A 22,230-nucleotide genomic window follows, 5' to 3' on the forward strand; every position below is an offset into this window, starting at 1 on the left:
CTGACCACAGCGGAGGGAACCGATGTCACTGACCAGTGGATGGCTGCCGATCACGCTTGAGGTGCTCGCACTCGCGGCCGTGGCCTTCGCCTTCGGGAGACCGCCGCGGTGGTCTCTGCTGCGTTGGGTGACCATCGCCCTTTTGTCGGGTGTGCTGTTCGCGGTGATCGTGCGTGTGGTGGTCAGATACCAGGGCTGGTCGGAGCGAGCCGCGTCGGTGGGCGCGGTGATCTGGGTGGTGATCACCGGATTCGCCACGGCCATCATGGTCCTGGCCTGGCGGCAGAACGCGTGGGGACGGCGCATCGTCTCGGTGCTGGCCATCGCCCTCGCGGTACTGTCCTCGTTCGCGCAACTGAACATCGCCACCGGCTATTTCCCCACCGTGCAGGCGCTGTGGCAGCGTGTGACGGGTTCCGAACCGCCCCAATGGATCGACGAGGCCGAGTTGGCCGCGCTGCGCCAGAGCGGTGAGCAGCCGACCCGCGGAACCATCACGTGGGTGGGCATCCCCAGGGACGCCTCAGGTTTCGGGCACCGGCGCGAGTTGGTCTACCTGCCGCCGGCCTGGTTCCGGTCCGATCCCCCACCGCAACTACCCGCCGTGATGGCCATCGGCGCGGAGTTCAGCCACCCCTCGGACTGGCCGCAGTCCGGCAACGCCCTCAAAACCCTCGACCAGTTCGCCGCGTTCCACCACGGGTCCGCCCCGGTGGTGGTGTTCCCGGATGCCACCGGAGCCTTCAACAACGACACCGAATGCGTGAACGGACCGCGTGGCAACGCGGCCGATCACCTCACCGAAGATGTCCGCCCATACGTGATCTCACACTTCGGCGTGAGCGCCGATCCCGCGCATTGGGGCTTGGCCGGCTGGTCATCGGGGGGAACGTGTGCCCTGATGCTGGCGGTCAGAAACCCGGAGTTGTTCAGCGCATTCGTCGCCCTCGACGGGCAACTCGGCCCCAACAGTGGAACGAGAGACCAGACGATCGCACGACTCTTCGACGGCGATGCCGCAGCATGGGCAGCATTCGATCCCCGGACGATCATCGAAAAGCACGGACGCTACGACAACATGTCTGCGTGGCTGGGGGTTTCGGAGCAGACCCCGACAGTGCACCGTGCTGCCGGCCGGCCCCTGGACGATCCCGACGCCATCGCCGACTGGGACCAGTACTCCGAGGACCACGCGGCCAACGCCAACAAGCTGTGCGCGCTCTTGAGCGCGCACAACGCGCAGTGCTCGGTGGTCAGTTATCCGGGCTCGCACACGTTCGGCGCCGCCGGTGTCGGTTTCGCGAACGCATTGCCCTGGCTGGCCGGCCAACTCGGCACCCCCAATGTCGAGGAGATCCCGCTGCCCGGTTAACCCGGAGCCGGCTCGTTCACCCGGTACAGCCGCCAATCTGGCTGGCCGTCACCGTCATTGGGAACTTCCAACTCCAAAGTGGCGACTTCGGCACCCGTGTCATACAGCGTCGGATACCGCACGTTGAGAGCGTCGGCCGTGCCGCGCCCGGTCGCCGGCACCGCGAGCAGATATCTGATCCCGTTGCCGGGCGGATCGTTGAGCAGCTCTGTGAAATCGGGGTCCGAAGGGATCACGAAAACCCGAGGTCGGCTCGACGCGGCCAGCACCCCGAATCCGTAGACCGTGTCGGTGATCACCGAGCTGTCCGGCAGGTCGAGGTTTTCCAGGTAGGCGGCGATCTTGCGTTCGGTTCCGAACGTCCGGGCGATCTGGTGCTCGATGGCCTTACGGTCGGTGACGTTGTACGGATCGGGCTTGAGTATCGCGCCGAGACCGTATTCCTGTGGTGCATATTCCGGTTGGGCCATACCGAACACCGTCACCGGGATGCCGACCGCCACGGTCAGGGCCACCGCCACATAACGCAGCGCAGGCCGTGGCGGCGACGGATCGGTGACCACGGCGGGCGCATATCTGCCGCGTCGCGTCGGCTTCACGAGCACGCCGTCGGGTACCGCGAGCATCGCCAGGCAGGCCGTCATCGGGATCGCCGTGATGAAGAACCGCAGAAAGGGAAAGGTCGAACCCGAGGCATAGCTATAGGTCTGGAATGCCAGCACCGCACCGAACATGGTCAGCGGCACGACAAGTACCTGCCAGTTCGGCCGGCGCCACCGCTGTATCGCCACCCACGCCGCCAGCGGAACCAGCGTGGGCGCCAACAACATGATGCAGATCAGCGAGAATTCCACTCCATGGGCGAAATTCGGCGCGCTCTTGCCGGATTGTTCGATGATCGCGGTATTGCCGTACTGAGAGGTGAACTGGGCGAAGGCCTCGCCGGTGATCAACCAGCCCGCTGCCGCCCAACCGAGGAATGCCAGCACACCGGGGCCGCTCACGATCAACATGTCCAAGATGGCACGCCGTAATCGGGGTGGTGGTTTGGCCCGCAGATATGTCGTCACACCGACCAGCAGCCCGGCAGAGCCGACCGAGGCCAGCGCGTCATAACGGGTCAGGTAGGCCAGTCCCATCGCGATACCGCCGGCCGCGACGAGGTGGTGGATATCGTCGTCGACCATCCACATGATGATCCGGCGCACCGCCCATGACATGAAGAAGATGAACGGCGCTTCACTCATCCCGTTCGAGCCGTAGAACACGATCATCGGGTTCAGGGCGAACAGCAGTGTGATGGTCACCGAATACCCGCGTGGCAGACCACGATCGGTGCCCATACTCAAAATCTGGACCACCGCACCTGCCATGAATGCCGACGACATGATGGTGCCGGCGAACGCCCGGACCGCCATGTCCGGCCACAGCGGGCTCATCGCGACCGCCGGGATCTGCACCATCGCCGCCACCGGGGTGAAGATGAACCCCAACGCCGCCAGGTGCGGATCCCGACTGAACAGCACCGACTGGGTGGCGACCACGCGCGACAAGGTGTCACCCATGATGAAGCCGTTGCGGATCTGCAGCCAGTACCCGACGGCAAGGTAGAGCACCATGGTGGCGAAGAAGATCGTCAACTTCAGCCGCCGGTCGGAGCCGCCGAGGACGGTGCCGGTCATGCGGCCGCCGGTTCTCCGGAGGCGTCCTCGGGACGCGCGGCCAAGCCGTGAAATGTCTTCTCCCAATACGATGGCTGCCGGATCATCTGGTAGACGCCCTTGGCCGCGGCGACACTCATCATCAGCCAGAACAACGGCACGCTCAGTGCTGCCAGCAACAGGTCCGACCGATCGTCCTCACGCAACGCCACCATGTTCATGTACATGACGGTGACGTTGCCGATGATCATCGCGATCAGGGCCGGAAAGTAGATGAGCACGGGGAACACCGAGGCCACGACCGCGGGCTGGCCGAGGAACCACAGCACGGTGATGAACCAGAACAGCAGGTTGAGGACCGCGATGATCGGGGTGCCGGCCAGCACCAGGCTGAACCGGATGAAGCTTCGTAAACCCAAGGTGCGGTACAACTTCAGCGGTTCACGGATGTGCACCAACCAGGTTTGCAGGTAGCCCTTGTACCAGCGTGAGCGCTGACGCACCCAGTTGATCGGATCGCTGTTGGCCTCCTCCAGGGTGTAGGAATCGATCACCGCGGTGCGATACCCGTTGGACGCGATCCGCAGGCCGAGATCGGCATCTTCGGTGACGTTGAACGGATCCCACGCTCCGATCCGGCGAAGAATGTCGCGACGAAGGTGGTTGGAGGTACCGCCCAACGGTATCGGTGACGAACTCACCATCATGCCCGGCAGCAGATAGCCGAACCACAGCGCATACTCGGCGGTGAACCAGGCGGTGAGCAGATTCTGGTGACCGTTGTGGTACACCAATTTGGCCTGTACGCACGCCACCTCGTCGGGGAGGTCGCGGAACGCCGCCACCACCCGGCGCAGTTGTAGCGGCTCGGGCAGATCCTCCGCATCGAAGATCGTCACGATCTCGCCGGTCGCGAAGTACAGCCCGTAGTTGCACGCCTTCGGTTTGGTCCGCGGATCGGCGGGCGGCACCAGCAGGATGGTGATGACGTCGGATTCCCCGCACTCTTTTGCGGCCTCGATCGTCACGTCGTCGTCGGCCTCGAGCAGCAGCAGCACCTGCAATCGGTCCCGCGGATAGTCCAGGGCATCCATGGCCGAGATGAGGTCGGCCACCACTTCCGGTTCGTTGTACGCCGGCACCAAGATGGTGTAGGGCGGTAGTTCCTCGTCGGGAATCGCACTGGCCACCTCGTCGGGGATGACGATGGGGCGCGACGCCAGCCCACGCTTGAAGATCAACACCCGGTCACCGAGGGTCAACAGATAGGCCAGTGTGCACAACCCGATCAGCACCACCGTGGTTTCCAGTGGCCGCCAGATGCCCAGTGCGACAACGGCCACCAGCAACACCCACAGCGCGGGCCGCTGCCATCCCATCAACGGGTGGGATGCCGAATGCAGCGGATCGTCCTCACGCAGACCGTTGATCGCGCGGTCCAGGGCATACGCACGCTGTTGTTCGGTCGCGGTTTCCGGATCGAAGGTCTGCTCGCCATTCATCGTGCGGCCCCCGGCTTGCCGAACTGCGCGGCGACGAACGCGCGGCCGAATTCCAGTAACAGGCCCTCGTCTTTGAACGACGGGCGGCTCTGGATGAGGACCGCGTTGCCACGGAACAACACGGTCAACAGATTCCGGAGGGTCGCGGCGAGCCCACGCTGCGGATCAGGGAACGGTGCGTCGGGCTGATGGTTGTCCACCGCGAAGATGTCGATGATCTGTTCACGTTTCTCGTCACCCCACGCGAACCGCAGCAGGTCCCAGGTGACCAACAACCGGTCGTCGACCGCCGATACCAGTTTCGCGGTCACCCCGTGTCCGAGGTCGACCATGCGAGGAGCGCTGAGCCGGGCAGCCGTGGTGTCGTAGAGCACCTGCCCCGGATAGGCGTCGAACGAGAACGGCAATTCACTGACGATGCTGTCCACCATGAGAGTGCGCGGCGCGGCGAGTTTGTCGAAGCGAGCATCACCGACGTCAGCCGTCATCCGTTGCCGTACCAGCCGTGCGTCGTCACCGTAGTATCGGGTCACGCCGACCTCGGTGTGTTCGTCGGTGATCGACCAGCCCGGCGGAGCCACCAGCGGCCGGCCCGGCACCAGGTCGAACGGAGCGGTCCGGCTGATCTTGGTCGCGGTCGTGACGGCAGGCAACGGCATGAGCGCCAACGCGATACCCACCGCGAGCACCAGAGGTACTGCTGCCCAGATCTGGCGGGCAGCAAGAGGTTCGACGAGCCTGGCGAACAATCCTTTCGTCTGATGCCGGCGCCTGCTGTATCCGTACCCGATCCCGAGGACCAAGACGAGCGATACCAGCGAGGGAATCATCTGATACGCGAACACTGGCGCGTCGCGAGCCACCACGGCCATGACGCCGACGATCACCAGTCCGAGCACGAGTGTGGCACCTGCCCCGAGAATCGCACTCCCGCGCGTGCGGCCGGTCGCAATCGCGGCCGCGGCCGCGGCGATCACCAGCGTCGCGACCGCCGCGGCGAACCTGCCGCCGCCCAGCAGGATGACCACCACCTGGTACGGCAGCGCCGAGGACAATCCGAACAGCAGCCATACCCAGCCGAACCGGGCCACCGGCCGTATCCCGAACAGCACCAGGGCACTGCTGAGGATGAACACCCCCATCGCGAAGATGTCGAGGCGCAGCAGGTAGAAGAAATCCGAGTATCGCTGGAGCAGGACACCTTGGACCATGAGTGCCAGGCCCAGGCCGATGATGCCGACGATCACATCCGTCTGCCGGTCGTGGATGGGCAATTCCGTGCGGCCCCGGTAATCGATTCCCAGCGCCGCCAGGCCGGCGGCCACCGGGACCATCCACATGTATCCGATCAAGCCGCCGGCCAACGTGGTCTGCCACAGGATGACCAAGCTGTCCCAGAACGCCACGGCGGTGAGCGCGACGATCAGCGCCCATCGAGCCGCCAGCCGAACCCCGTGGCTGAGCGAAAACCACCATTCGGCCAGCCGAGTCCACTCGCCGCGGATGCCCTGGGCCGTGGCCGTCGTCACGACATGCCCCGGGACCGCCCACGCCACGCAACCAATCCGGCACCGAGCGCCGCGAGCACAACGACGCCTGCGCCGACCCACAACCGAAGCGAGTTCCGGTGTGGTGCTGCAGATTCGGCCTGGGAAACCGATGTCGTGAGGGTGAACGGGTCGCGCCCCGGCATCGCGATCGCCGCGTTGCCGGAAAGCCCCGACCATCGGGCCGTGTCGGCGTCCAACCAGCCCAACAGCCGGTCCAACTCTGCGGGCGCACCGGTCGAGGAGGCGACCAGTACCGTCCGCCCGCCGGTGTACACGGTCTGCAGTGAGCCGAAACCGACCTTCGGATCCAGCGTCACCGTGGACGAACTACCCGATCCGTCGACGTTGTCGACAGTGATCACACCTTCGGCGTTCATCCGGACCGGCAGGGCGATCCGTTCATCGTCGAAGCCGTCGGCGCTGATCAACAACGCGGGGTTGGCCGATGCGGCCGCGTCGGCCACGGTTCGCACCTCGGCGTCGAACGGTCGCGAGCTCAGGCGCTGTAGGCCGGTCAGGATCTGGACCGCCCGTCGCAGATTGTCCAGGCCTGAATCGATGCCGACCTCGATCCGTGGCATCATCGCCTGGGGCAAGGACTGGAACCCTTGCGGTAGCGGCGGTTTCGCTTCCTTGCTCTCCACCGGCGTCTCGCCGTCGATCGTCAGCGTGATCGGTTGGAATTCACCGCACCGGCCGGTGTTGCCGGCGGCGTCGATCGCGATGTCGACGTTGGTGTAACGCTGCAGGCGGGAGTTCGGCACGTCGATCCATCGATCGATCACGCCGGACGCCTCGGTCGGCCAGCGGTCGATGGTCTGACCGCCGATGCTCACCACCACCTGGCCCGCGATGCCGGCCGGAAGCGGGGTGTAGGAGCCCTGCAGATGAACGCGCACGTCCTGGACCGCGCGCCCCAGTCGCGTCTGGTCCAGAGGAACCGTGACCCTGGGGTTGACCAACGCGGTGGCGTTGACCCCGGGCTGACCGAGCTGACGGATCGTCGTGTGGTCGGCGGCAAGAGCCGGCGTGCTGGACAACGGCCCCACCACCGCCTTCGATTCCACGGCGAGTTGCGAGATGTCACTGGACAGTAACCGCGCCTGGTTGGTGACCTCGCCCGGCGGCCCCGAGATGAGCAACGCCGGAACGGCATTGGGCCCCGCCAAACTCAGCCCCGGTGCCTGCCCCTCACGCACGATGACCTGGCGTTCCAGCGGCTGCGGTGGCGCGACCGGGCCGGCGCCGACCTCGAGGACATCGACCGCGGGACGCTGAAGCCCGTACCGCGCCACCACGGCCGTGGCAACCCGAATGGCCGCGTCGGCTTCGGACCGCGAAGGATTCGGCGGGACGAATACGGTGAGCTTGTCCAACACCGGTGGCAGGAAGTCCGCGATCACGGTCGGCGGCAATTCCACGCCGCTGAAGCGAACACCGGCGTTGGCCAGGCGCAGGGGGTTCGTCGAGTCATACGCGCAGTAACCGTCCGGCATCGTCAGGTAACTGTTCAACTGCACGGTCACCGCGTTGTCCACGATCCGGGCTCCGGCCAGCGGGAGCACGACCGGCGCCTGATCGGCCGGCAATGGTGTGCGCGACAGGAGCCGCTGCCCCTGGGTCACCTCGATGGTGCCGCCCTGGGTATTGACCGGAACCTGCACTGTGGCAGTCAACTCCGCGGGGGCGAGCCCGCGCGGCACCGGGATGGTGAGGGTTTGCGATCCCTGGATCCCGTAGAACGCGATGTCCGCGTTGACACCCAGGGTGCGCAAATCGAGTGTGGGAGAACTGACCAGCGATGATTGTTCTTCTGGCGCGGCCACAGCAACACCGGGCAACACCGTTCCGACGACGACGGCGGCGGCGGCGGCGACCACCGGCAGGATTCGTGCGGTCATCTGTCGGAGCCTAGGCCGCATCACCTGCGGGTACCCGGCTTCGCCGAAAAATTCATGCGTATCGCTGGCCATCGCTGTTCACTTTCTCGGTGTCGAGGAGGCTGTTTCACCCGCAGCGGGTGAGGCGCCTGCGGGAAACTGGGCAGCTACGAGCCCACGACCGAATCTGGTCAGGAGTTCTTCGTCCTTGAAGACCCCGGCACCCGCATCAAGCACCGCGTTACCGCGGAACAGCAACGTGATCAGGGTGCGAAGATTCGAGGCGATACTGATCGACGGGGTCGGGAACGGTGCGTCGGCATCGTGGTTGTCCACCGCCAGGATGGTGACCCGCTGCGCCAATCTGGAATCACCCCACGCGAATTGCAGTGAATTCCAGGTGACCAACAAATCGTCGTCGACCACCGACAACAGCAGGCCGTCCACCCCGAAACCCAGGTCGATGTGACGCAGCCTGCTCAACCGCACGCTGGTCAGGCCGTAGAGCACCCGGGCCGGATACACCCCGAACGTGAACGGACGCCGACTCACGATACTGTCGACCACCACGGTTCTGGGGCGGGATGACTTGTCCCAACGCGGGTTTCCGAAATCGGCCAGCATCTGCTGACGAACCAGCACCGCGTTGTCACCGTAGAGACGATTGACCGGATGGTCCTCGCGGGCGGTCTCCGACCAACCCCGCGGCGCGGTCAGCGCGGAATCGAATGTCAGAGCGACCGGGCTCGGCCGGCTGATCGGGGCCGTGGTCACCACGGTGGGCAACGGACACATCGACAAGGCCACCGCAGCGGCCGTCACCAACGGAACGCCGGCCCACACCTGTTTGGCCGCAAGCGGTTCGAATTTGCGGTCGAGGAGACGTTTCGGACTCCCCCGGCGTGAGCGCAGATACAAGGTAACACCCACCAGGCAGATCGCCGACAAAGCCGGCAGCTGCTGGAAGGCCAACAGTGGCAGGTCGGGCGCCAGCTGGCTCATGGCGATCAGCACGGCGAAACCCACCACCCAGGCACCGAGCGAGCCGATCACCCCTCGCCGGAAGGTGCGCCCGACGGCGATGCCGGTACCGACAGCCGCGATGAGCAACGTCGCCGCGCCGGCCGCGAACTTACCGCCAGCGAGCAACACCACCGTCAAGTAGTACGGCAAGGAGAAAACCATCGCCGAGAGCAGCCATACCCAGAAAAACCGCGCCACCGGGCGGAGGCCGAAAAGCACTATGCAACAGCACAACACGAACAGCCAGGCGGCGACCAGATCCAACCGCAGCAGGTGGAAGTACAAAGCGTAGCGGTCCAGCAGCGCGGCCTGGATCATCAGCGCGAAACCCAAACCGATGATGCCGACGATGATGTCGGTCTGCCGGTCATGAATGGGCAGCTCGGTGCGGTTGCGCCGCGCTACTCCCAATGCCACCAGTGTGGCGGCCACCGGGACTGTCCAGACGTATCCGCCGATGCCGCCTTCCACCGTCGTGATGACCAGGCTCGCGAAGCTGTCGTAGAAAGCGAACGCCGTCAGACCGACGATCAGGACCCACCGGATGACGAGCCGAAAAGTGGGATGGACGTCGTAGTACCAGGTGAGAAATGCTGCCAGCCCAGACGGTGCGGACGACGACGTGGCAGTCATCCGACCTAGATACCCCGCACCGTCGCTAACGTCACAGTTAATAACCCGACGTGGTGCCCACCGCTCGAAAACGACCGAATAGCACGCCATACCTGCGCCGTCATGAGCGTGATGGTATGGGACGGCCACTGGCGAGCAAACCCATATTTGCATTCACCGCGCAAATTGAACGCCGGTCGGCGGATGTGGCAAATCAAGCCCACCCGATGCCAGGCGGGTTCCCGACGACTTTCCGACGCCCAGCCAGAATCAGCGAATCTCGCCCTCGCCCCAGCGCCGAATTCGACACACCCCGAGCAGCAGGCCACACGCTCGTCCGCCGATGAGGCTGCAGGTGCTACCCGTCGACGACGTCACGGATCCCTCACCGCCGCGGCCCTCACGTCAACGAAAGCCGGCCCACCATCTCCCCCGTCGGCTGCGGCGACCCGCCCTCGGGTTCCATTGTGAACGCCAACGCGATCGAATCCCCGAGATCGCGCACCATGGCGGTGGTCGAGGGTGTGATGGCACCCATCGTCCCCGCCGACGCCGGTCCCTGATCGGTCATCAGCCACATCTGATAGACCATCCCGGGCGGTGGAGGAGTCGCGTCGTTCATCACCACGACACCGGTCCGCTCGTCGCGCGAGTACACGAACGTCGCGGTGCCGCCGGCGCTGAGCTGTCCGGCCGCAGTGCGGACATCGCCGGCCGCTATCACCTGTTCGGCGGTGGTCGGCACGCTCGCCGGGCGCAGGGCGAGCCCCGCCCCGAAGCCGGCTGCGGCGACCACCACCGCGGCGGCGGCCGCCGGCAACCCTGTGCGCCAACGGGAACGGCCACGGTGTGGCTCGCGGGAAACCGCGAGTGCCTGCTCACGCAGGGACGCCGGTGGGGTCACGGCCCCCGTCGACGACACCATCGCCATCGCCTCGCGCACCGCACGCACCTCGGCGCGGAATGCCTCGGCGGTCTCGGCAGGCGCCTCGGCCAGCCGCCGTTCGATGTCGGCGCACTCGGTGTCCGAAACCGCGTCCAACGCATATGCCGTCGCCATATCCGGCAACTCGAAATCTCCTGTCATGTCACCCCCAGACAGTCACGGAGCCTGCGCAGGCCGTCGCGCATCCGGGTCTTGACCGTGCCCAGACTCGTCGACAACCGTTCGGACACCTGCGGGTAGGTCAGACCGTCGTAGTAGGCCAGCTCGATGGCCTGCCGCTGCAAATCGGTCAGCGATCCCAGACAATCGGCCACCTGCCGTCGCTCGTCGGAGTGGATCGCCGAGTCGGCGACCACATCACGATTCCGTTCGGTGCTCACCGCGACGTAATGCGCCTCGCGCCGACTGGCGGCCGCCTCGGACCGCACCCGATCCACCGCACGGCGATGGGCCAACGTCATCAGCCACGCCAGCGCCGACCCCTGCTGCGGCTCGTAGTCGGCGGCACGCCGCCACACCTGGGCGTAGACGTCCTGCGTCGTCTCCTCGCTGTAACCAGGATCGCGCAGAATGCGCAGGATCAATCCGTACACCCGGGCGCTGGTGGCGTCGTACAACCCGGCGAACGCCTCGGCGTCGCCGCGGGCGACCCGGCGCAGCTGAGCGTCGAGGACATTGCTGACGTCCGGCATACGTGCCATTGACCCGTAGCCTAGCGTCAAGCCGACACTGTCCATCGCCGGTCAGCCATACGTGAACGAGAAGGCCTGCAGCCCTTGGCTCAACCGGACTTCGATCTCGCCACGATGCACGTCGCGGTCACTGACGATCTGCCGCAGGGTGGGCGGGCCGCCGACCGGCACGGTCGTGGCCTCCCCGCCCCGCAGCACGGTCACGGTGCCGGTACCTCCCACGACGAGATAGACGTTCTTGGCCCGGTAGTCGAGCTTGATGGCCGAATCGACGCCTCGGGCGGTCGCGCCCTGATAGTCCAGGCGCCAGGACCCGTGGAGGGCGAACGAGTCCGCAGGCAGGCTCGCGGGATATTCGAACCTGGCGTCACCCTCGTCGTACGTACCGCCGCCGGCGTAGTTGATGTCCTTGCCCACACTCAGATAGGTCTCCGGGGTGAGGACCGACGTCGGCGTGATGTCCGGCGCGTTCACCGGCGCCGGCAAGGCGGTGCCGTTGGCGTCCACGAGCAACTCGCGGATCAACCGTTCGGTCACGTCGTAGCCGCCCTCGCCGAATTTCACGTGCCGCACAACACCGTTCGCGTCGATCAGGTACTCGGCCGGCCAGTACCTGTTCTCGTAGTTCGTCCACGTGGAGTACGAATTGTCCAGGGCGACCGGGTAGGTGATGCCCAGGTCGGCCGCACCATCGGCCACGTTGCCGGGCACCCGCTCGAACGCGTATTCCGGCGTGTGCACCCCGATCACGGCGAGGCCGGATTCCTTGTAACGGTCGTACCAGTCGACGACGTGGGGGATCGCGCGTTGGCAGTTGATGCACGAGTAGGCCCAGAAGTCGATCAGTACCACTTTGCCGCGCAGCGATTTCAGGTCGACGGGTGCTCCGCCGGGCGTATTGAGCCATTGACCGATTCCGGTGATCTCCGGTGCCGGACCACAGTTCTGCAGTTCCTCGGCCCCGTCGGCGCATTGCGACAACGCTTTACCGCCGGTCGGGCTCAGCCGGCCGGCCACCTCGCCGGCGGTGGCCACCCGGTCCTGCAGTCCGCGGGTGTAATCCGGGATCGCCCGCTGCAGCTTCGCCGGTACATTGGCGGCCAGCGCCACCGCGAACGCCAGCATCACCACCCCACCGACCAGCCGGATCTTTCGTTGCTGACGACGAAACGCGTTGACCCGCTCGGTAATCCGACGCCCGGCGAGCGCGAAGGCGAGTAGCGGCAGCGCGGCGCCGAGGGCGAACGACAGGGTCAGTACGACGGTGCCCGCGCCGATCGAACCGGTTGCGCCGGCGACGACGATCGCCGCAAGCACCGGACCCGCGCACGGCACATAGAGCACACCGAGTGCCAGCCCCAAGCCGAAACCGCCCCTCCCAGAACCGAACTGCTTCTGCGGTATCCAGCTGAACGGCTTCTCCAGCAGCTGCTCGACGCGCGGGAAGATCAGCCCGAGACCGATCAGCGTCAGTGCCACCAGGCCCGCCCAACGCAGCGCGTCCTGAGGCAGACGCAACACCTGCAGCAGGGCCGAGCCGGCCAACGTCACGACGCTGAAGCTCAGCACCAGCCCGGCGATCACCAGATAGGGACGCAGAGTGTCGGCCAATGTCGGTTTTGCCGCAACGATCGTCGCGCCGTCCGACTCGGTGACACGAGCACTCTGCGCACCGGAGAAGAAGATGACGGGCAGTACCGGCAGGATGCACGGCGAGATGCCGGTGATGAGGCCGCCGAGAAATCCGATGAGCACCAACGTGTACATGATCGGTATTCGGTGCCGACGAACCATCGGATTGGTCCGGATCCGAACCCATCCGCGCCGACCCCCGCTCCGAATACCCACTGACCGAGAAAGTGACGACGGTCACCGTCAATACCGGATAGGGAGTCGGAAATGTTGAACCTTCAGTACAAGGCGGGAGCGGCGGCGGCGATGGCAGCCGCGGCGATGTTCATGCTGCCCGCCTGCGCGAATGACACCGCACAATCCGCGCCGGAGACACCGGAGACCACCAGCGCGCCCGCGGCGCCGATGGCCGGAGACCCGGCATCAGACCTGGTCGGCCCGGGCTGCTCGTCCTACGCGGAAAAGGTGCCGACCGGCCCCGGGTCGGTGGCCGGTATGGCGCAGGACCCGGTCACCGTGGCCGCCTCCCACAACCCGATGTTGACGACGCTGACCGCCGCGCTGTCGGGCAAGCTGAACCCGAACGTGAATCTCGTGGACACCCTCAACGGTGGTGAGTTCACCGTGTTCGCCCCGACCGACGACGCGTTCGCCAAGATCGACCCGGCCACCATCGACATGCTCAAGACAGATTCGGCGATGCTGACGAACATCCTCACGTATCACGTGGTTCCGGGTCAGGCCAGCCCGGCCAAGGTCGTCGGCACCCACCCCACCGTCCAGGGCGCGTCGGTGACGGTGACCGGCTCGGGGGACGCACTGAAAGTCAATGACGCCTCGGTGGTGTGCGGCGGGGTGCACACCGCCAACGCCACCGTGTACCTCATCGACACGGTGCTCATGCCGCCGGCCTGACGACAACTGCAGAGCCAAGCAAAATGCCCCAGATCCGAAGATCTGGGGCATTTTCTGCTCACATTGCGAGGTGCAGGGAAGGAGCGTTTACTTGGCCTTCTCCAGTACCTCGACCAGACGCCACCGCTTGGAGGCGGACATCGGCCGGGTCTCCATCAGCGAGACGCGGTCGCCGATACCGGCGTCGCCGTTCTCGTCGTGCGCCTTGACCTTCTTCGTGGTCCGGATGATCTTGCCGTAGAGCGGGTGGCTCTTACGATCTTCCAGCTCGACCACGATGGTCTTCTGCATCTTGTCGCTCACCACGTAGCCGATGGCGGTCTTGCGACGGCCACGGGTCTCCTCGGTGCGCGGAGTGTGCTTGGGGCCCTTAGTCTCAGCCATCAGCTTTCCTCACCTCCGGGCCCGGAAGCCAGACCCAACTCACGTTCACGCAGCACGGTGTAAACCCGTGCAATCTCCTGGCGCACAGTGCGCAGCCGACGATTGTTGGCCAGCTGACCGGTAGCCATCTGGAAGCGCAGGTTGAACAGCTCTTCCTTCGACTCGCGCAGCTTGTCCTTCAACTCGGTGTCGGACAGTTCGCGCAGTTCACCAGGCGTAGTTCCCACTGCCATCAGAACTGCTCCTCTCGAGTCACGATGCGTGCCTTGATCGGCAACTTGTGGATCGCGCGGGTCAGCGCGTCCCGGGCGATCTTCTCGTCCGGGTAGCTGAGCTCGAAGAGCACGCGACCGGGCTTGACGTTGGCGACCCACCACTCCGGCGAACCCTTACCGGAACCCATGCGGGTCTCGGCGGGCTTCTTGGTCAGCGGACGGTCCGGGAAGATGTTGATCCACACCTTGCCGCCACGCTTGATGTGCCGGTTGATGGCGATACGAGCGGACTCGATCTGCCGGTTGGTGATGTAGGCGTGCTCCAGTGCCTGGATGCCGTAGTCACCGAAGCTCACCGACGTGCCGCCGCTGGCGATGCCACGCTGGCGCGGGTGATGCTGCTTGCGGTGCTTGACCTTACGGGGAATCAGCATGGTTTAGCTCTCCGTGCTCTCAGCGGCCGGCGCAGGCTCAGCAGCGACAACCTCAGTAGCGGCGGGCGCATCTCCGGTGGCGGCGCGGCCGGCTTCGGTGCTCGTCGCCGTGGTGCCCGAAGAACCGCTACGACGCGGCCGGGTGCCCGACGGACGCTCACGACGCGGCCGATCGCTGGCCGGCGCGGCGGCGGCGAGCTCACGCTTGCCACCGACGATGTCGCCCTTGTAAATCCAGACCTTCACGCCGATCCGGCCGAAGGTGGTCTTGGCCTCGTAGAGGCCGTAGTCGATGTCCGCGCGCAGCGTGTGCAGCGGAACCCGACCCTCGCGGTAGAACTCCGAGCGGCTCATCTCAGCACCGCCGAGGCGGCCCGAGCACTGCACCCGGATACCCTTCACGTTCGGCTGACGCATGGCCGACTGGATCGCCTTGCGCATAGCGCGGCGGAACGCCACGCGGTTGCTCAGCTGCTCGGCCACACCCTGGGCGACGAGCTGAGCCTGCGACTCAGGGTTCTTCACCTCGAGGATGTTGAGCTGAACCTGCTTGCCGGTCAGCTTCTCCAGGTCGGCACGAATGCGGTCGGCCTCGGTGCCGCGGCGACCGATGACGATGCCGGGACGCGCGGTGTGGATGTCAACGCGAACCCGGTCGCGGGTGCGCTCGATCTCCACGTCGGCGATGCCGGCGCGCTCAAGACCCGTGGCCAGCAGACGGCGGATGGCGACGTCTTCCTTCACGTAGTCCTTGTACTGCTTGTCGGCGTACCACCGGGACTTCCACTCGGTCGTGATGCCGAGCCGGAAGCCGTGGGGATTGATCTTCTGGCCCACTACTCCGAGCCTCCCTTCGTCTCGGCAGACTGCTTCGTGGCGGTCGCGGCCTTGCTGCCCTGAGCCCGACGGCTACGCGCCGACGCGGCGGCTGCACCCCGTGCGGAACGGCTTGGCCTACTTTCAACGATCACCGTGATGTGGCTGGTGCGCTTGCGGATCCGGAACGCACGGCCCTGGGCACGCGGACGGATGCGCTTGGCGGTCGGACCCTCATCTGCGGTGATGGTCGCCACCACCAGCGTCGTCGGATCCAGCCCGTCGTTGTTCTGCGCGTTGGCGGCAGCGCTGGCGATCACCTTGGCGACCGGTTCACTGGCGGCCTGCGGCGCCCACCGCAAGATGTCGAGGGCTTCCTCGACGCTCTTGCCGCGGACCAGGTCGATGACGCGACGGGCCTTGCTGGCCGAGACGCGCACGAAGCGCGCCTTCGCCGTCGCTGACGGATATTCAGTGACTGTGGTACTCATCGCCGCTTGCTCTTCCGGTCGTCCTTGATGTGACCCTTGAAGGTGCGCGTCGGGGCGAACTCTCCGAGCTTGTGCCCGACCATCGCCTCGGTGACGAACACCGGGACATGCTTGCGGCCGTCATGCACCGCAAAGGTGTGCCCGATGAAGTCGGGGAGGATGGTCGATCGACGCGACCAGGTCTTGATGACCTGCTTGGTGTTCTTCTCGTTCTGAACGTCGACCTTCTTGAGCAGATGGTCGTCGACGAACGGACCCTTTTTAAGACTACGAGGCATCGCTGGTTCTCCTACTCCCTCTGCCCGGCTCAGCGCTTCTTGCCGGTGCGCCGGCGACGGACGATGAGCTTGTCGCTCGGCTTGTTGGGCTTGCGGGTGCGGCCCTCGGGCTTGCCCCACGGGCTGACCGGGTGGCGGCCACCGGAGGTCTTGCCTTCACCACCACCATGCGGGTGGTCAACCGGGTTCATCACGACACCACGGACGGTCGGGCGCTTGCCCTTCCACCGCATACGGCCGGCCTTGCCCCAGTTGATGTTGGCCTGCTCGGCGTTGCCCACCTCGCCGACGGTGGCGCGGCAGCGCACGTCGACGCGACGGATCTCACCGGACGGCATACGCAGCGAGGCGTAGGTGCCTTCCTTACCCAGCAGCTGGATGCTGACGCCGGCCGAGCGGGCCAGCTTGGCACCGCCACCGGGACGCAGCTCCACGGCATGGATCACGGTGCCGGCGGGGATGTTGCGCAGCGGCAGGTTGTTGCCGGGCTTGATGTCGGCGTTCGGCCCCTGCTCGATGACGTCACCCTGCTTCAGCCCCTGCGGCGCGATGATGTAGCGCTTCTCGCCGTCCAGGAAGTGGAGCAGCGCGATGTTCGCGGTGCGGTTGGGGTCGTATTCGATGTGCGCGACCTTGGCGTTGACGCCGTCCTTGTCATGGCGACGGAAGTCGATGACGCGGTAGGCACGCTTGTGGCCGCCGCCCTTGTGCCGGGTGGTGATGCGGCCGTGGGCGTTACGTCCACCCTTGCCGTGCAGCGGGCGAACCAGCGACTTCTCCGGAGTCGAACGAGTGATCTCGGCGAAATCGGAGACGCTGGCACCGCGACGACCGGGGGTCGTCGGCTTGTACTTGCGAATTCCCATATCAGTTAAATCCTCTTAGTTCCCGGCTTTACGCCGGCGCTCCGAACAGGTCGATGGGCTTGCTGCCCTCGGCCAAGGTGACAATCGCGCGCTTGGTGTCCTTGCGCTTGCCGAAGCCCGAGCGGGTGCGCTTGCGCTTGCCCTGCCGGTTGGCGGTGTTCACCGAGCTCACCTTGACGTCGAAGATCTTCTCGATCGCGATCTTGATCTGCGTCTTGTTCGAGTCCGGGTGCACGATGAACGTGTACACGTTGTCCTCGATCAGCCCGTATGACTTCTCCGAGATGACCGGGGCCAGGATGATGTCGCGGGGGTCTGTAATCGTTGCCATCAGACCGACGCTCCTTCTTTGGTATTCGCCGAGATGTAGGCGTTCAGGGCCTCCACCGAGAACACCACGTCGTCAGCGTTGAGCACGTCGTAGGTGTTCAGCTGATCCGGCGAGATCACATGCACACCAGGCAGGTTGCGAACGCTCTTGAGCCCGACCTCGTCGGTGCGGCCGATGACGACGAGCACCTTCTTGTTCTGCGTCAGGCTTCCCAGGAACGACTTGGCGCTCTTGGTCGACGGGGTCTGGCCCTCGACCAGCTCGGTGATCGCGTGGATGCGCTCGTTGCGGGCCCGGTCCGAGAGCGCACCGCGCAGGGCGGCGGCGATCATCTTCTTCGGGGTCCGCTGGCTGTAGTCACGCGGCTGCGGGCCGTGCACGATGCCACCACCGGTGAACTGCGGTGCGCGGGTCGAACCCTGACGCGCCCGGCCGGTGCCCTTCTGCCGGTACGGCTTCTTGCCGCCACCGGAGACCTCACCGCGGGTCTTCGTCGAGTGCGTGCCCTGACGCTTGGCGGCCAGCTGTGCGTTGACCACCTGGTGCATCAGAGCGATGTTGGGCTCGACGTCGAACAGCGCGGCGGGCAGCTCGACGGATCCGTCCGTCTTACCGGCCGGCGTCTTCACGTCAACTTTGAGTGTCATTACTTCTCGCCTCGCTTGATTGCGCTGCGGACAACCACCAGACCACCGTTGCGTCCGGGGATCGCGCCCTTGATCAACAGCACGCCGTTCTCGGCATCAACCTTGTGAACCTTGAGGTTCTGCGTGGTCACCCGGTCGCTGCCCATGCGGCCCGACATCCGGGTGCCCTTGAACACGCGGCCCGGAGTGGCGCAGCCACCGATGGAACCGGGACGACGGTGCACCGCCTGGGCACCGTGCGCGGCGCCCTGGCCGGCGAAGCCGTGACGCTTCATGGTGCCGGCGAAGCCCTTGCCCTTGCTGGTGCCGGTCACGTCGACGTAAGCGCCGTCGGCGAAGATCTCGGCCGTCAGCTCCTGGCCGACCTCGTACTCGGCGGCGGCGGCCTCATCGAGCCGCAGCTCGGCGAGGTGGCGGCGCGGGTTGACACCGGCGGCGGCGTACTGGCCGGCGACGGGCTTGTTGACCTTGCGCGGGCTGATCTCGCCGTAGGCGAGCTGCACGGCGCTGTAGCCGTCGCGCTCGGTGGTACGGATACGGGTCACCACATTGGGTCCGGCCTTCACGACCGTCACCGGGACGACTTTGTTGTTCTCGTCGAACACCTGCGTCATGCCCAGCTTGGTGCCCAAGATGCCTTTTCTTGCCATCTCTTCTGGTCTCCTACTGGATGTTGACGTCGACACTGGCCGGCAGGTCGATGCGCATCAGCGCGTCAACCGTCTTCGGCGTCGGGTCGAGGATGTCGATCAGTCGCTTGTGGGTGCGCATTTCGAAATGCTCCCGCGAGTCCTTGTACTTGTGCGGCGACCGAATGACGCAGTACACGTTCTTCTCGGTCGGCAGCGGCACGGGGCCCACCACGCTGGCACCGGTACGGGTGACCGTCTCGACGATCTTGCGCGCCGAGGCATCAATGGCCTCATGGTCGTAGGCCTTGAGCCTGATGCGGATCTTCTGTCCCGCCACGCTTCTCCTACCTCGCTCCTACTTCGTACATCGGCCGGCCGTATCGGAGTCTCGATGGGTCAACCATCGAAGCCCGTCGGGCCTGGTGCCCGGCGCGGGTGCGCCGAGAATTGCCGCCGCTGTTTACCTGTCTGTGGTCCACCGATCCCCGCGGTCGGGCGTGTCGCCCTCGCGCACACATTTTCGCCTGGATATTTCCGTGCGATCTGTGTTTGGAACCGGATGCGCCCGAGGGCGCCGGTCGTTTGCCCGGCCAGGTGCGTACCCGGCGCAAGGCAACCCGAACAGTATGCCCCAGATCCGGGCGTGCTCCAAATCCTGGATCGAGCCAGCTCGGAGCCTCCCGCTCACCCTCGCCGAGATTGCGCTCAGGGACAAATCCAGTGCCAGTTCTATCCCTGGCGTCAATCTGGGTGCACCCACCCAGCGCAGCGCACCCGAGAGCAGACCTTACTGATGAGTAAGGTAGGCCCGTGACCACCACAGCCACGCACCGAGCCTGGAAGAAGATGTCAGCGCTGCCCGGCGGCAGCTGGGCGTTCTCGGCTGCAGCCGTCGCCCGCGTTCCCTATTTCGCCTCGATCGTCCCGCATGTCGTGCGCATGGAACCGGGACTGGCCGAGGTGACGGTGCCCAAGTGGTTCTTCATCTACAACCACCTGCACACCGTGCACGCCATCGCGTCGTGCAATGCCGCGGAGATGGCGATGGGCATGCTGATGGAGGCCACCGTGCCGACCACACACCGCTGGATCCCCAAGGCCATGAATGTGCAGTACCTGGCCAAGGCGACGACGTCCTTGCGGGCCATCGCCGCGCTGACCCCGCCGGACTTCTCCGACATCACCGAGGGCACCGAGATCGTCGTCCCGGTCAGCATCACCGACCGCCACGGCGACGAGGTGGTGCATGCCGACATCACCACCTGGGTGACACCGGTCTGAGCGCACCGTCGGCGCCTCATTCCAAGTAGGTGCCGTGCCCCTCGCGCACGAAGGGGCCGTCGAACAACAGCACCTCGTTGACCAGGCCGCCGTGCTGATTGCGGTAGTGGATCACCAGGGCCGATTCGCCGCGATAGGTGGCGAGCACTTCGAAGTGCAGATCCGGCATGCCGGCCAGGGCCTTCGTCCAGTAATGCCGCAGTGAGTCCTTCCCACGCACCACTCCGCGGGTCTCCGGGAACAGACGTGCGGCGACCGGCGAGCTGAACACCACGTCGTCGTGGAAGTGCGCCAGCACCGCCTCCACATCGTGCGCGTTCCAGGCGGTCACCCAATCCTGTGCGAACTTCTGCGGATCCGGTGTCGCCATCGAGTTCACTTCTCCTTCAGACCCGCCCAGAACGGGCATTGATGTTCCATCGGGTAGTCAGTATTCACGCGACTGCCGTCGGCCTGCAACGACATTCGTCCGCTTTCCACCTCGGGCCACTCCGGTTGACCGTCCACTCCCGGCTTGCCGTTCCGCACGAAAGCCGTCCAATAGTCGATCATCTGGTCTGAAAGTTGTTGCTGCGCCGGGTTCATCGGCGGCGCCCCGCCGACGTCGAACAGATAGCGCAACTCCAGGGAGTGACTCGCACCCACCGGGAACGGCAGGGTCCTCATCACCTCCGGCGCCGGTGCGGTGCGGTCGTTGAATTCGTAGGCGTAGACCGGGCCGTCGCCGGCCAGCGCGGTGGCGATCCGATCTGACACGCAGGCGAACGCACCATCGGTGACGGCAGCCGAATATGCTTGCGCCACACCGCCGTACCGCCCGATCGGGTAATGCGATCCGATCGCCGCCGCGTCGGGGCCGAACGTCTCGACCAGCAGTCGCGGATAGTCGGCCGCGGTGTAGCGCTGACCTTGCCTGAGGTAACGCAACGCTACGAAGAGCGTGAACTCGTCACGGGTGGTGCCGATCAAGACCGGCACCGGTTCGGACCGGCCGACGGCGAAGGCCGTCAGCGGCGCACTGGGGATCGACGCCGATGCGGTGACCGGACCGGTCAGCTGATCACTGCCGATGTTGTAGTACCAGACCGGCTTCTGCAGCCGCTCGACCGGAAGCGTGCGCAAGCAGGTGGCCGCTGTCGCGGGATCCGGGCAGCCCACCGCGGCGGCGTATTCCTGTGACCGATGGGCTGCCACGGCGAGATCGGCCTGCGCCTGACACGGCGCGCTCATCAGGATCGCGGCGCGGAACAGCCCCGCCGAGCCCGGGGACACCAGATGGTCACACACTGACATGCCGCCCGCGGATTCGCCCGCGACGGTGACCTTTTCGGGGTCTCCACCGAAATCGGCGATGTTGTCGCGCACCCAGCGCAACGCCGCCTGCTGGTCGGCCAACCCGTAGTTGCCGGTCTCCGCGCCGGGCCCCAACGCCGGGTGTGCCAGGAACCCCAGCGCGCCCAGCCGGTAGTTGATCGTCACCACCACGATGTCTCCGCGCGAGGCCAGCCGGCCGGCGTCGTAGATGTCGCCGCTGCCGCCGATGAACGCCCCGCCGTGGATCCACACCATGACGGGGCGCTTCTGCTCCGAGACCGGCGGCGTCCAGACGTTCAGGCTCAGGCAGTCCTCGGCCGCGTTGGCGCCGCGCTCGGGATCCGAATCGGGGTCCTGGATGCAGCGCGGCCCGGGACGGGTGGCGTCGCGTTCCCCCGGCCACTCCGGTGCGGGAGCCGGCGGGGCGAATCGCAGCGGACCGACCGGCGCGGCGGCAAATGGGATACCGGCAAACAGCCGATGCCCGGATGTCACTGTGCCGCGCAGGGTTCCGGTCGCAATCCGCACGAGCGACGGGTCCGGACTTTGCGGGTGACTCGATGCGGGATCGGCCGGCACCGCTTGGCCGCCGCCACGCTCACACCCCGCTATCAGCGTCACCAGCAGTGCCAGCAACACGACGACGCAACGCCCCGATCGCATGGCTGCGAGCGTACGGGGCGGATCACCAGAATCAGGCCCCTTGAGTGGCACCGATCACATAGGGTAAGAATTGACACCCGTCAAGAATCGCTA

23 protein-coding genes and 1 pseudogene are annotated in these 22,230 nt (G+C 65.9%); 3 read left to right on the forward strand and 21 right to left on the reverse strand.

Annotation, left to right across the window (positions count from 1 at the left end; all coding sequences use genetic code 11):
- Positions 1 to 22: 22 nt before the first annotated feature.
- Positions 23 to 1,372: an alpha/beta hydrolase family protein gene (locus A5740_RS06905; RefSeq protein ID WP_076192576.1), complete on the forward strand. Its 1,350-nt coding sequence runs from the start codon at positions 23 to 25 to the stop codon at positions 1,370 to 1,372.
- Here A5740_RS06905 and A5740_RS06910 read toward each other — a convergent pair.
- The 8 genes from A5740_RS06910 to A5740_RS06945 form a co-directional block, all read right to left on the reverse strand.
- Positions 1,369 to 3,054, reverse strand: coding sequence for a glycosyltransferase family 39 protein (locus A5740_RS06910; protein ID WP_076192578.1), 1,686 nt, complete (start codon positions 3,052 to 3,054; stop codon positions 1,369 to 1,371). The two genes, A5740_RS06905 and A5740_RS06910, sit on opposite strands and share 4 nt — an antisense overlap.
- A complete protein-coding gene (locus A5740_RS06915) occupies positions 3,051 to 4,535 on the reverse strand; it encodes a glycosyltransferase family 2 protein (RefSeq protein WP_076192580.1) in 1,485 nt (494 codons plus the stop codon). Before A5740_RS06915 ends, A5740_RS06910 begins: the two co-directional genes overlap by 4 nt.
- Entirely contained in the window at positions 4,532 to 6,064 is a 1,533-nt protein-coding gene (locus A5740_RS06920; RefSeq protein WP_139334977.1) for a hypothetical protein, read from the reverse strand. Before A5740_RS06920 ends, A5740_RS06915 begins: the two co-directional genes overlap by 4 nt.
- The gene (locus tag A5740_RS06925) at positions 6,061 to 7,986 is read right to left on the reverse strand and encodes a hypothetical protein (RefSeq protein ID WP_076192584.1); all 1,926 of its coding nucleotides are present in this window, start codon (positions 7,984 to 7,986) and stop codon (positions 6,061 to 6,063) included. Before A5740_RS06925 ends, A5740_RS06920 begins: the two co-directional genes overlap by 4 nt.
- A 78-nt stretch (positions 7,987 to 8,064) precedes the next feature.
- Positions 8,065 to 9,621 carry a hypothetical protein gene (locus tag A5740_RS06930; RefSeq protein ID WP_076192585.1) on the reverse strand — a complete coding sequence of 519 codons (1,557 nt, stop codon included), beginning with the start codon at positions 9,619 to 9,621 and terminating at the stop codon, positions 8,065 to 8,067.
- A 379-nt stretch (positions 9,622 to 10,000) separates the two neighbouring features.
- Positions 10,001 to 10,687, reverse strand: a complete 687-nt coding sequence (locus tag A5740_RS06935) for an anti-sigma factor (protein WP_076192587.1) — start codon at positions 10,685 to 10,687, stop codon at positions 10,001 to 10,003.
- Positions 10,684 to 11,247 (reverse strand): ECF RNA polymerase sigma factor SigK, encoded by a 564-nt coding sequence (sigK, locus tag A5740_RS06940; RefSeq protein ID WP_076192589.1) that lies wholly within the window; start codon positions 11,245 to 11,247, stop codon positions 10,684 to 10,686. Before sigK ends, A5740_RS06935 begins: the two co-directional genes overlap by 4 nt.
- A gap of 42 nt (positions 11,248 to 11,289) precedes the next feature.
- Entirely contained in the window at positions 11,290 to 13,005 is a 1,716-nt protein-coding gene (locus A5740_RS06945; protein WP_076192590.1) for a cytochrome c biogenesis protein DipZ, read from the reverse strand.
- 132 nt (positions 13,006 to 13,137) lie between these two features.
- Here A5740_RS06945 and A5740_RS06950 point away from each other — a divergent pair, with 132 nt between their 5' ends.
- Entirely contained in the window at positions 13,138 to 13,785 is a 648-nt protein-coding gene (locus tag A5740_RS06950) for a fasciclin domain-containing protein (RefSeq protein WP_076192592.1), read from the forward strand.
- Between the two features lie 87 nt (positions 13,786 to 13,872).
- Here A5740_RS06950 and rpsQ read toward each other — a convergent pair whose 3' ends face one another.
- From rpsQ to rpsJ, 11 genes and pseudogenes are all read right to left on the reverse strand, one after another.
- On the reverse strand, positions 13,873 to 14,169 hold the full coding sequence (gene rpsQ, locus A5740_RS06955; protein WP_066901419.1) for a 30S ribosomal protein S17: 297 nt from the start codon (positions 14,167 to 14,169) through the stop codon (positions 13,873 to 13,875).
- Entirely contained in the window at positions 14,169 to 14,402 is a 234-nt protein-coding gene (rpmC, locus tag A5740_RS06960; protein ID WP_036441250.1) for a 50S ribosomal protein L29, read from the reverse strand. Before rpmC ends, rpsQ begins: the two co-directional genes overlap by 1 nt.
- Positions 14,402 to 14,818 (reverse strand): 50S ribosomal protein L16, encoded by a 417-nt coding sequence (gene rplP, locus A5740_RS06965; RefSeq protein ID WP_065461613.1) that lies wholly within the window; start codon positions 14,816 to 14,818, stop codon positions 14,402 to 14,404. Before rplP ends, rpmC begins: the two co-directional genes overlap by 1 nt.
- A gap of 3 nt (positions 14,819 to 14,821) precedes the next feature.
- On the reverse strand, positions 14,822 to 15,655 hold the full coding sequence (gene rpsC / locus A5740_RS06970) for a 30S ribosomal protein S3 (protein ID WP_076192594.1): 834 nt from the start codon (positions 15,653 to 15,655) through the stop codon (positions 14,822 to 14,824).
- Between the two features lie 14 nt (positions 15,656 to 15,669).
- A pseudogene (rplV, locus tag A5740_RS06975) lies at positions 15,670 to 16,125 on the reverse strand (50S ribosomal protein L22); the annotation flags it as partial.
- Positions 16,122 to 16,403 carry a 30S ribosomal protein S19 gene (gene rpsS, locus A5740_RS06980; RefSeq protein ID WP_003883480.1) on the reverse strand — a complete coding sequence of 94 codons (282 nt, stop codon included), beginning with the start codon at positions 16,401 to 16,403 and terminating at the stop codon, positions 16,122 to 16,124. The gene rpsS and the pseudogene rplV, both read right to left, overlap by 4 nt.
- A gap of 29 nt (positions 16,404 to 16,432) precedes the next feature.
- Positions 16,433 to 17,269 carry a 50S ribosomal protein L2 gene (gene rplB / locus A5740_RS06985; RefSeq protein ID WP_076192598.1) on the reverse strand — a complete coding sequence of 279 codons (837 nt, stop codon included), beginning with the start codon at positions 17,267 to 17,269 and terminating at the stop codon, positions 16,433 to 16,435.
- Positions 17,270 to 17,297: 28 nt separating this feature from the next.
- Positions 17,298 to 17,600: a 50S ribosomal protein L23 gene (rplW, locus tag A5740_RS06990; RefSeq protein WP_067765279.1), complete on the reverse strand. Its 303-nt coding sequence runs from the start codon at positions 17,598 to 17,600 to the stop codon at positions 17,298 to 17,300.
- Positions 17,600 to 18,247 carry a 50S ribosomal protein L4 gene (rplD, locus tag A5740_RS06995; protein WP_076192600.1) on the reverse strand — a complete coding sequence of 216 codons (648 nt, stop codon included), beginning with the start codon at positions 18,245 to 18,247 and terminating at the stop codon, positions 17,600 to 17,602. The genes rplW and rplD overlap by 1 nt, the downstream gene beginning before the upstream one ends.
- The gene (gene rplC, locus A5740_RS07000) at positions 18,247 to 18,897 is read right to left on the reverse strand and encodes a 50S ribosomal protein L3 (RefSeq protein WP_076192602.1); all 651 of its coding nucleotides are present in this window, start codon (positions 18,895 to 18,897) and stop codon (positions 18,247 to 18,249) included. The genes rplD and rplC overlap by 1 nt, the downstream gene beginning before the upstream one ends.
- 13 nt (positions 18,898 to 18,910) lie before the next feature.
- Complete coding sequence (gene rpsJ / locus A5740_RS07005) at positions 18,911 to 19,216, reverse strand: 30S ribosomal protein S10 (RefSeq protein ID WP_003883485.1); 306 nt, start codon at positions 19,214 to 19,216, stop codon at positions 18,911 to 18,913.
- A 509-nt stretch (positions 19,217 to 19,725) separates the two neighbouring features.
- On the opposite strand from rpsJ, the gene A5740_RS07010 reads away from it, so the two are divergent.
- Positions 19,726 to 20,160 carry a hotdog fold domain-containing protein gene (locus A5740_RS07010; protein WP_083653963.1) on the forward strand — a complete coding sequence of 145 codons (435 nt, stop codon included), beginning with the start codon at positions 19,726 to 19,728 and terminating at the stop codon, positions 20,158 to 20,160.
- Between the two features lie 16 nt (positions 20,161 to 20,176).
- On the opposite strand, the gene A5740_RS07015 is transcribed toward A5740_RS07010, so the two are convergent.
- Positions 20,177 to 20,530, reverse strand: coding sequence for a nuclear transport factor 2 family protein (locus A5740_RS07015; RefSeq protein ID WP_076192884.1), 354 nt, complete (start codon positions 20,528 to 20,530; stop codon positions 20,177 to 20,179).
- 5 nt (positions 20,531 to 20,535) lie between these two features.
- The gene (locus A5740_RS07020; protein WP_076192606.1) at positions 20,536 to 22,137 is read right to left on the reverse strand and encodes a carboxylesterase/lipase family protein; all 1,602 of its coding nucleotides are present in this window, start codon (positions 22,135 to 22,137) and stop codon (positions 20,536 to 20,538) included.
- Positions 22,138 to 22,230: the final 93 nt, after the last annotated feature.

It is taken from the genome of Mycobacterium sp. GA-1841 (genome assembly GCF_001954135.1).
Lineage (GTDB): Bacteria > Actinomycetota > Actinomycetes > Mycobacteriales > Mycobacteriaceae > Mycobacterium.